Source organism: Paenibacillus solanacearum, from assembly GCF_910593845.1.
Taxonomy (GTDB): Bacteria; Bacillota; Bacilli; order Paenibacillales; family NBRC-103111; genus Paenibacillus_G; species Paenibacillus_G solanacearum.
In genome coordinates this window covers 1-9267 of sequence record NZ_CAJVAS010000080.1, presented here as the reverse complement: position 1 = coordinate 9267, position 9267 = coordinate 1, and the positions used below count along the sequence as shown (strand labels likewise).

The 9267-nt window shown below is 49.8% G+C and carries 10 protein-coding genes and 1 tRNA gene; 8 read left to right on the top strand and 3 right to left on the bottom strand.

The window, feature by feature from the left end; translation table 11 throughout:
- Nucleotides 1-467: 467 nt before the first annotated feature.
- Complete coding sequence (gene nadB, locus KXG62_RS33240) at nucleotides 468-2081, bottom strand: L-aspartate oxidase (protein WP_218096298.1); 1614 nt, start codon at nucleotides 2079-2081, stop codon at nucleotides 468-470.
- A 583-nt stretch (nucleotides 2082-2664) separates the two neighbouring features.
- Nucleotides 2665-2769, bottom strand: a complete 105-nt coding sequence (locus KXG62_RS34760) for a tautomerase family protein (RefSeq protein ID WP_425517409.1) — start codon at nucleotides 2767-2769, stop codon at nucleotides 2665-2667.
- A gap of 110 nt (nucleotides 2770-2879) precedes the next feature.
- Between KXG62_RS34760 and KXG62_RS33230 the strand changes: the two genes are divergently transcribed.
- The 4 genes from KXG62_RS33230 (at nucleotide 2880) to KXG62_RS33215 (ending at nucleotide 6930) form a co-directional block, all read left to right on the top strand.
- On the top strand, nucleotides 2880-5438 hold the full coding sequence (locus KXG62_RS33230) for a helix-turn-helix domain-containing protein (RefSeq protein ID WP_218096297.1): 2559 nt from the start codon (nucleotides 2880-2882) through the stop codon (nucleotides 5436-5438).
- Between the two features lie 550 nt (nucleotides 5439-5988).
- Nucleotides 5989-6056 (top strand) — tRNA-Ala (locus tag KXG62_RS33225).
- A gap of 273 nt (nucleotides 6057-6329) precedes the next feature.
- Nucleotides 6330-6533 carry a helix-turn-helix transcriptional regulator gene (locus tag KXG62_RS33220; protein WP_218096296.1) on the top strand — a complete coding sequence of 68 codons (204 nt, stop codon included), beginning with the start codon at nucleotides 6330-6332 and terminating at the stop codon, nucleotides 6531-6533.
- 1 nt (nucleotide 6534) lies between these two features.
- Complete coding sequence (locus KXG62_RS33215) at nucleotides 6535-6930, top strand: hypothetical protein (protein WP_218096295.1); 396 nt, start codon at nucleotides 6535-6537, stop codon at nucleotides 6928-6930.
- Here the strand turns inward: KXG62_RS33215 and KXG62_RS33210 are convergent.
- Complete coding sequence (locus KXG62_RS33210) at nucleotides 6910-7167, bottom strand: hypothetical protein (protein ID WP_218096294.1); 258 nt, start codon at nucleotides 7165-7167, stop codon at nucleotides 6910-6912. The genes KXG62_RS33215 and KXG62_RS33210 overlap by 21 nt on opposite strands.
- A 74-nt stretch (nucleotides 7168-7241) precedes the next feature.
- Here KXG62_RS33210 and KXG62_RS33205 point away from each other — a divergent pair, with 74 nt between their 5' ends.
- From KXG62_RS33205 to KXG62_RS33190, 4 genes are all read left to right on the top strand, one after another.
- Nucleotides 7242-7742: a GyrI-like domain-containing protein gene (locus KXG62_RS33205; RefSeq protein ID WP_218096299.1), complete on the top strand. Its 501-nt coding sequence runs from the start codon at nucleotides 7242-7244 to the stop codon at nucleotides 7740-7742.
- Nucleotides 7743-7768: 26 nt separating this feature from the next.
- A complete protein-coding gene (locus tag KXG62_RS33200; protein ID WP_218096293.1) occupies nucleotides 7769-8236 on the top strand; it encodes a phage tail protein in 468 nt (155 codons plus the stop codon).
- 97 nt (nucleotides 8237-8333) lie between these two features.
- Complete coding sequence (locus tag KXG62_RS33195; RefSeq protein WP_218096292.1) at nucleotides 8334-8756, top strand: DoxX family protein; 423 nt, start codon at nucleotides 8334-8336, stop codon at nucleotides 8754-8756.
- Between the two features lie 15 nt (nucleotides 8757-8771).
- On the top strand, nucleotides 8772-8969 hold the full coding sequence (locus KXG62_RS33190; RefSeq protein WP_246627760.1) for a hypothetical protein: 198 nt from the start codon (nucleotides 8772-8774) through the stop codon (nucleotides 8967-8969).
- The last annotated feature ends 298 nt before the right edge of the window (nucleotides 8970-9267 follow it).

The window sequence follows — 9267 nt, the reverse complement described above, 5'->3', positions numbered from 1 at the left end:
TTCTTCCTTTAAAATTTCCAGTACAATCTGAGCCTTCTCTTCGGGTGTAAATCTCCGTCTAGTAGATGACATACAACTAAAGAACTCCTTTTTTGCTGTCTAGATTCTATGTAGCATTATAAAATGCGCAACTCGTAAAGCATGCCCATTCCCTCGCTTTCTGTAAATCGTAGAGTTTGTTCGTTGATCGTTGCCTATTCTCAGCACTATTTTGCCATAATCTTCGATCCTGGGCATAACTTCCTCCTTCTCTGATTCCAGATTTTAAAAAAATGCCGAAAGGAAGGAGTTTTTAATTAGCTCAGCTCTTCGCTCAACTAACGGGCAGGATACTGAATGGTAGAAACCCGTATCCAGCAACTAATGCCAGTCTAAAACTTTATTTTCCGTAGACAGTAATATCGCCGTTTCCGATGTCTTCCTCCATCCATTCCGCAATGCTGCGTTTCAATCGTTCGCGGTTGATTTCAAGCATCTTGAATGCACTCCTTCAAATGGCCTTCCTCCAGCCGGTAGACGATATGCTTCACCCAGGCGTCGCTTCGCTGCGGATAATCCTCACGGAAATGGCCGCCGCGGCTTTCCCGGCGCAGCAGCGCCCCTTTCGTAGTTAGCATTGCACAGATGAGCAAATTGGAAAATTCATACTCCTCGCGCTTCATCAAAGCATATTCGAAGAAGGCCGACTGCCGCTTGAGTTCGTCCAGCCCTCTTTGCAGCCCGGCGGCGTCGCGCTTCATTCCCGCTTGGCGAAGCATGACTTTCTGCAGCTTGAGCTTTTTCTCGACGACCGCTTGCTGCGGCATCTCCTTTCGGTGAACTGCAACATGAAATTCACTCGGAATACGGTTCAGCGGCGGCAGCTCGGCGATCCGTTCGATGATGCGGCGGCCGAAGACGATCGCTTCCGACAGCGAGTTGCTCGCCAGCCGATTGGCGCCGTGAACGCCTGTCGAGGATACTTCGCCACAAGCAAACAGCCGTTTGACGGCTGTTTCCCCGTGCAGATCCGTTTTCACGCCGCCCATCATATAATGCGCCGCAGGAGCGACCGGAATCCAGTCCGTCGTCAAATCGAGCCCATACCGCAGGCAAAATTCATAGATTGTAGGAAACCGGTGCTTGATCAGTTCTTCGGTTTCATGCGTAATATCGATGTAAACAAACGAGACCTTTGTCTCTTCCATCTCGGTTAAGACCGCGCGGGCGACGATATCGCGGGGGGCCAATTCCAGCTGCGGATGATATTTATCCATAAATCGCTCGCCGTTGATGTTCCGCAGAATCGCTCCTTCCCCACGGACAGCCTCGGAAATGAGAAAGCGCGGTGCGCCTGGGTAACACAATGCCGTCGGATGGAACTGAATGAACTCGACGTCCCGGATTTCCGCACCAGCACGAAGCGCGATGGCGATGCCGTCCCCAGTGGCGATGTCGGGATTCGTCGTATACCGGTACAGTTGGCCTGCTCCTCCGGAGCATAGAATCGTCGCATCCGCTTCCACGAACACGCGCTGCCCGTCCGGCTTCTGTATGAGCGCCCCGTGGCACTCCCCGTCCTGAGTAATCAAGTCGATAACATAATGGTCGTCCCACAGCTCGATGTTCGGATCCTGTTTCGTCCGTTCCGACAGCGAACGCACAATCTCCGCACCCGTCGCATCCCCATGTGCATGCAAAATGCGGCGATGGCTGTGAGCGCCTTCTTTAGTCAGCGCCAGCTCGCCGTTCTCGATGTCGAACTGCGTCCCCATCCGAATCAGGTCCTTGACGCCGTCGGGGCCCTCATGCACGAGCACATTGACCGCTTGTTCGTCGCAAAGTCCCGCACCCGCCACCAAGGTGTCCTGCATATGATACTCCGGCGAATCTTCGTCGGAGATGACAGCCGCGATGCCTCCCTGCGAAAAACGGGTATTGCTGTCGAGCAGCGACTTCTTCGTAATCATGATTACTTTCTTCGTATCACTAGCCTTAATCGCGGTGAACAGCCCTGCGATCCCGGCTCCGATGACGATGACGTCCGTCCGGACGCGGGGAAGCCGCTGCAAATCGAAATCGACCAAATATCGAGGAAACATCGCAACCACACCTTTTAGTTCAATTGGGAATTACATATTCTAAGGCTCCAAAAAACCCTTCTCAACTGCATCATTAACAATATTTTCAATATAACTCCACAGGATGGTAGAACCGTTCTCAATTCTTCTATTTCTTGATAATACTTTTTCTCTTGAGACACCTAACTTTTTCCATTGCAGGCCACTAGTCCTATAGTTATGGAGGATAGGCATAACTGGGCTGCAATCGTTGCTGCGACAACCGCCCCAAGCGAATAACCGACAACGTGGAATATCTAGACCTTCGTGGAGGGCAACCTCCACATTCTGCATAACGAGATCATCTAACGTGAAGGCATCTCCGGAATCCCGAGTGTCTCCAGACCCACTGTAGTCCGCGGCGACAACCTTGAAACGATCCGCCAGCTTATCGGTCAGCTCCTTCCAAGTGGTCTGCGCGTTTCCACCGGTGCCATGGATGAGAAGGACGCCGGGTCCGCATCCAGTTGCTTGGAACAAAAAGGAGAACTGGTCCTACGGCAATGGTCTCGCCCAGTATGCGCAATGAAGGTTAATGAAAGTACAAAATAAACGCCTACCTCGATTAGGAAATATCTTCATGGCGAATGTGCAGTTGCTCGTGAAGGGTGTCCGCTAGGTTTCGGTAAAACAACTTCTTCCGCTCAAGAGAACGCCCTTGTTGGGATATCTGAATTGTATCAAAGAAAATGCGTGTGCTAGAATGGTAGCGAGTTCGTGTTAGGTGTTCGTGTTGGTTCGTGCGGCGGCAGCCGCCATTCGAAACGGGAGGCGGAAAAGATGCCGGAGAAGAGCGATTATCGGGAATGGCCGGAGGAAATGATTCGTCGCCTGAGGCAGCGTCTCAGGGCGAACGGCAAGCCAAAGTTGAGACAAAGCGATCTGGCGAGAAGCATCGGTGTAGATACGAGAACAATCCAGCAGTGGGAGATCGGGGAGCGGCTGCCTAGCGCGCATAATTTACAAAAGCTTATCCAGGTGCTGCTGGACGAGGAGATCTGGTTGGCGGGATTGGAGAAGGAAGAGGCGAAGAAGCTATGGGAGACGGTCGGTTATTTTCACGATCAGCGATCGGGACACGCTCGCCTATATCCGGTCTTTGACGAGAAGTGGTTTGATGGTGTTCTTGCTGCAACAGGGTCATCCCGGTACGAGCCTCTTCCGGATATCCCAGCAAGACAACAGGAGCGGGCGACAAGAAGAATGCCTACCAATATCCAGGCTCGGTCATTCGTACTCATAGGCCGCCGTCAAGAAATCAAGGGAATTTCAGAAGTCCTTGCGAACGCACCGTTAGTTACGCTGGTGGGACCTGGAGGGTGCGGGAAAACACGTCTGGCCTGTCAAATAGCTACCGAGCTGCTGTCGGGCTATTCTGACGGGGTCTGGCTCGTCGAGCTGGCCTCGGTACAGGAATCGGATGAGATGGGGCCGATCCGGATATTGGCTTCTCTATTGGGAGCAAGGGAACGACAGGGATATACACTAGTGGATGTGATTAGCGACAATCTAAGAGATAAGCAAATGCTCTTCGTGCTCGACAATTGCGAGCATTTGTTGGAAGCGAGTGCCGAGCTCGCCGAACTGCTTCTGTCGGCGTCCTCTTCTATAACCGTGCTGGCGACAAGCCGAGAGCCTCTCGGCCTGATGGAGGAGAGGGTATGGAGCGTACCGCCGCTTGCTTACCCCGACTCTGAAGATACCGCGGCATCGATGGCACTGGAGTCGGTCATGTCGTTCGAGGCCGTACAATTGTTCGTAGAGCGGGCGAGGATGGCCGACACTCGGTTCACGGTCAGTCAGGACGATATCTCGTATCTTGTAAGGATTTGCGAGCGTCTGCAAGGAATTCCGCTGTCGCTCGAGCTTGCCGCTTCGCGTATCAATTTCTTGAGCCTGCGGGAAATCGAGGAGCGGTTGTCCGACATGCTCGTGCTGCTCTCTTCTGGCAAGAGGAAGGGGGCCATCCGCCATCAGTCGCTCTACGCTACCGTGGCTTGGAGCTATGAACTGCTTTCGGAGAAGGAGCGGTCGATGCTGCAGCAACTGAGCGTATTCTCCGGCTACTTCGATCTGGAGGCCGTGGAGGCGATCTGCGGCAACTGCGCGGAGAAAGCCGCTTCCGGGGGAGCGGAGCCAAGAATTTGCCGGGAGGAGGCGCTGGATCTGGTAGCCAGTCTTGTTAATAAATCATTAATCGCAACGGCTGATACTACGCGCCAAGGGGGCAAACGCAGATTGTTTTTGCATGAGTCGATCAGACAATTCGCGGTGGGGGCTTGGTTGAAGGATGGCAACAAGGTCGGGAATACTTCTATTCGATATTATCATGCGGCGTATTACCGGGGATTAACGAATCAGGCGGGGGCGCGATTCCGAAGTGTCGAACGGGAAGATGCGTTATCAGTCATACGCCAAGGGTACTCCGACATCATCGCCGCCCTAGATTGGAGCTGTTCCCGAGTTGAAGCAAAACCTATCGCCTTGTCTATCGCTTCCGACATGTACTATTATTGGCTTCACTCTGGGGTGCTTCATGAGGGGATCGCCCGCCTCCGGCAGGTGATCCAGTCGTGTGAAGACCATGCGGCACATCCGGATTATGCCAAACTATCGCACGGACTCGGTGTCTTGCTGTGGGTTCTCGGAGATTCGGTACAAGCGCGAAGTTATGCGCGAATGAGCATGGAAGGGGCTAAGGAACTGGGAGACGCCATTCTGATGGCGTCCAATCTGCGGCTGCTGGCCCAGATTGCTCTTCAACACGGAGAGCTAAGCGAAGCTGAAGGGTATGCGACAACGGGCGTGCAACTGGTCCGTGATCAAGGCGATCAGTGGCAATTGGCTTCCGCTCTAAGCGCTCTGGGGAATCTGCACAATGTGTGCGGGGACTTTGAGCAAGCGGAGCGAGTCTTATCGGAGAGCGTGGTCCTGTTCGAGAAGGTGAAGGATTATTGGGAACTGACGGGACCACTTCGAACTTTGGGTTACATGGCGTTGCACAAGCGAGAGGTCGATAGCGCGGTAGAGCTGTTTAGAAGGAGTATCGCTGCCTGCCAGCGTTATCAAGGCGAATGGTTCCTCGCACGCGGATTGGAGGGTCTCGCCAGCTCGCTGTGCTTTAAGGGGGAGTGGGCCAAGGCGGCCGTTCTTCTAGGTGCGTCTGAGAGTATGCGAGAAAAGCTCGGCAGCCCCATACATCCTCATTACCGGGACATATACGATCAAACGATGGAAATACTCGAGAGGGAGTGCGAGCCGGAACTTCGTCTGGAAGCATGGAATAGGGGCCGAGGGATGATACGTGAGCAAATTATTGTCTGTGCGCTGGAAGGGTAGAGTTACGCGGCAAGGCCAGCCGCAGGTCGCAAACGGACTATCTGCACGCACGTTAAAGTTGTAGTGAAAAATCGGGTCTATTTTGCCTGGTAGTATTCAACGGTAATATAAGGGTGGCGGGATACGACGAAGAGTTTGGCAGCTCAACTAACGGGTAACGATAGTGTGGAGCTGCCGCAAGGGTAGCTCCTCTTTGATGTTATTGAAGCAATAGGTAGTTATCTTCGTGTGCGTCATCTTCAACAACAACTCGGGCGGCGACACCCGAAGAACGCGCTGCAGTTCATGGACATGCTCGGGCTGCAGCATCCGGACCTGCCGCGTCCTCCGCCGAATGGGGGTGTTTTGAGGCGGGAGAAGAAGGGTCAAAAACTATACAGTACAGTTTTCCACAATGATTAATCAAGAGAATGTGGCGATCTATGTTCAATTAGATAAAGGCAGGGATATTTAGTTTGATATTAAATAGTCGATAATGGGGTGCCTTAAAGCCGGAGGTCCTAGTTGGGTTAATTACATTGCTTCTAAAATAAGTTTAGAACGGGGAATCAGCTCAGCCGGGAGAGCGCTTTGCTGGCAGCAAAGCGGTCGGCGGTTCGATCCCGCTAAGGTCCACCAAACGCACGAATGAGACACACCAACTATGGTGTGTTTTTTGCGTTGGCACACCTAGCCAAGCTAGGTACAACTAGCCGGTGGAAGTCCGGTCGAGGTAAGAGCCAAGTCGCCTTGTAGCTGACAGGCAACTGGTGGAGACTAAGGATTTCGTTAAACGGATAAATCGTCATTTAGAGGTCTTTAATAAAAAAAAGTAAAATATGTTTGACATTTATGATTGATCTGAATATAGTATAAAATGTAAAGAACATTTGACATAGAGATGGTGGACGAATGAAGAACCGCATTAAACTGCTCCGAAAAATCAAAAAACTATCGCAAGAGGAACTTGCGGAAAGATGTAACGTATCGAGGCAAACGATTAATGCGATCGAGAATGACAAGTATGATCCTAGTCTTGTATTGGCGTTTGCTTTGGCCGACATTCTGGAAACCAGTGTCGATGAGTTATTTATTAATAAAGAGGATGGTGAGTGAGATGAAGAAGACATTTTATGTACAGGGTTGGATATTATTATGTATTGCGGTTATTGTATTCATTATCGTGACTTGGACTGATGTACAGACAGGAAATTTTCTATCCAAGGGAAATTTGCTAATGCTCGTTATTTTGCTGGGGGGCGGATTACAGCTCTTTACTTGGCGGAATGATGAGAGAGCCAAAAAAGATGAAATGGGAAAACACATTGTGTATCGAAGTTCATTGCTTAGTTACCGCATTTTAGTCGTTGCGCTTTTTGCATTGTGGTTAATAGACCGGCACTTGTATAATCGGACAAATGAGTTTGGGAATGAAATGTTATTCACCGGCTTCTGCATCTCTCTTATCATACTGCCTGCTTATCAATTTATACTATCTAAAAGATATCGATAATAAGGTGTAAGCCAGGGACGATCCTATGATCTGTTGATCGGCCATACGACGATTGTTTCTCTCGGTATATTTTGTTGGCTTGGCAACACCGTCAAAGTAGCGATCATCGTTCTCTTCGGTGGCTTGTTCTAATTGCTTTGATATAGTTACTTCAATGAAATAGGGAGCAGCGCCGATACCCTTGAGGAGAAAGGCGGCTTTATCGTTGTAGGTGGGAGAGAACAATTGGTTGAACACTAAACAGTATCATATTTTGACATGATTCATGGTTATGATAAACCTATCAAGTGAATAAACAAATCAATTGATTCATTCAAAAAAGGAGCTGGAATCATGGCACGTATACCTTTGAGGAAAAAGAAAGCTTTATCGTTCTTGGTATTGGAACGGAGCTGAAGAGCGATTACACGGATTATGCAGGCATGAATAAGGAGAAGGAAAACTTTTGGCGGTCAGTGGAGCAGGATAGACGTCTTGACACGTTAAAGGCGATTGCTGCAAACGACTATATTTTTGCCGTAAACGAAGCGGTAAATCACAAGATGATGTATTATGCTGGCGTGATGACAGATTCATCGGTGCTGGAAGAACACAGAGTGATCCAATTCCCTAAGGGACAATACCTCGTCGTTAAAGGCGAGGGGAAGTCGGCCGATGAGTTGAGTAGCATGCTTACTGGCATTGCCTTTGGTCAAGTCTTGCCAGCAGCCGATAATTACGCCTATGTTGGCGGGCCAAATGCAACGGTTGAGATGGGGCAGCGGGACAGCCTTGTATATGGAGAAATGTGGATTCCGGTTGTGAAGAAGTAAACGAGATCAGCAGGAGGAATGAGGGAATGCCAACTATCGTTGATTTCAAAAATGTGTCTGCGGTTGGTCTGGAATCTTCACCGGTAGCAGAAGCGCTAGCTGGTTTGCGTGCGAATGAAGCCCGTTACTTCATGAACAAATACAAGCACGAATTTACGATCGTACCAGCCGCTGAAAGCCAGGGGACTCTTAATTATGTGAAACGAGTTTTGAAAGAAGAACGTGGTATTGAGTTTGCGGGCCAACCGCTGGAAACATCGCGTTTTCAAGTAGAAAATATCAAATGGGCCTTCGTCTTTTATGAGGACGGTCTAGCGGTCAACGTCCTGTATACGGTGGATGATCCTAAGAAGCGGGCCGTAGGGTTTAAGCTATCCGAGGGGATGGAAGTACCCAAGGAGCTGGAAGAGAAGAAATTCAAATTCGCGAGACAGAAGTCCAAACTGGCTGGGACCATTCGAGGTTCGTTCTTCGTCATTAAAGGGGAATATTGAAACGATAAGAAGCATTCGAAATACGAAATGATTTGTGGCAAGAAAACTGTTGACAAGAAAGTAAATGGTGTCTAATTAGACTTTGAGGAGGAAACAAGTGAGCAAGATAGTCGATGCGGTAACAAACTCAAAAGAAGAAACCTATGCCCTCGGAAAAGTTGTCGCCTATTGGATAACAACTGCGCTGCTTGCATTCGTTGAGGGGAGCGGTGGAATTGGGGAACTAACCCATCAATGGGGAACGCTCGATACAGTGGAGATCGTAGGGTACCCGGTGTACTTTCTGACCATTCTCGGGATTTGGAAAGTACTTGGGACGATAGCCATCCTCGTGCCGCGCTTTCCGCGGCTTAAGGAATGGGCGTATGCAGGCATATTCTTTGGAATGACGGGCGCAGCTGCATCACATGCATCCGTGGGGGACTACGGGGCTTATGGGTACCATATTTGGAGCACTCTTGGTCTTGCAATCCTAGCTGTCATCTCGTGGTCGCTACGTCCGAAGAGCCGCAAACTTTAAGGATGAAATGATCAATTGTCTAAGGTCGTCCTCGATTTCCTCGCTGGCGACTACCTTGCTGTGCCAGGCACAGGCGCTGACAAAGACCGCCTTGCTGACGAAATCACAGACTACAAATACATTGGTCCTGGTAACTCAACATTCGTCAAAGCAGCCGAAAACGGTGAATTCTACGGCGAAATGTGGCTTCGTGTAAAAAAAGTCGAAGGCTAATACAAGCTTTTGGTGGCAAAGAAGGCTTCTCGTTTGATTGATTTGGAGATCGTTGGAATTATTCAAGAATAAATTAAAGGGCGCCAGAACAGGTGCCCTTTAATTTTGCGTAATAAAGTGATACGGAGAACCTTATCTTGTCATCTGTCCAGCGACACAAACATAGGTGCTTAATCGTTGGAGTGCTACTATAATTATGCAGTCGAAAAACACCCTCGTATGAAATAAAATGAAGATGACGAGGGGACGAGAGACAATGAAACGGTACGACAAAGTATTCAAAGATGAAGCAGTAAGA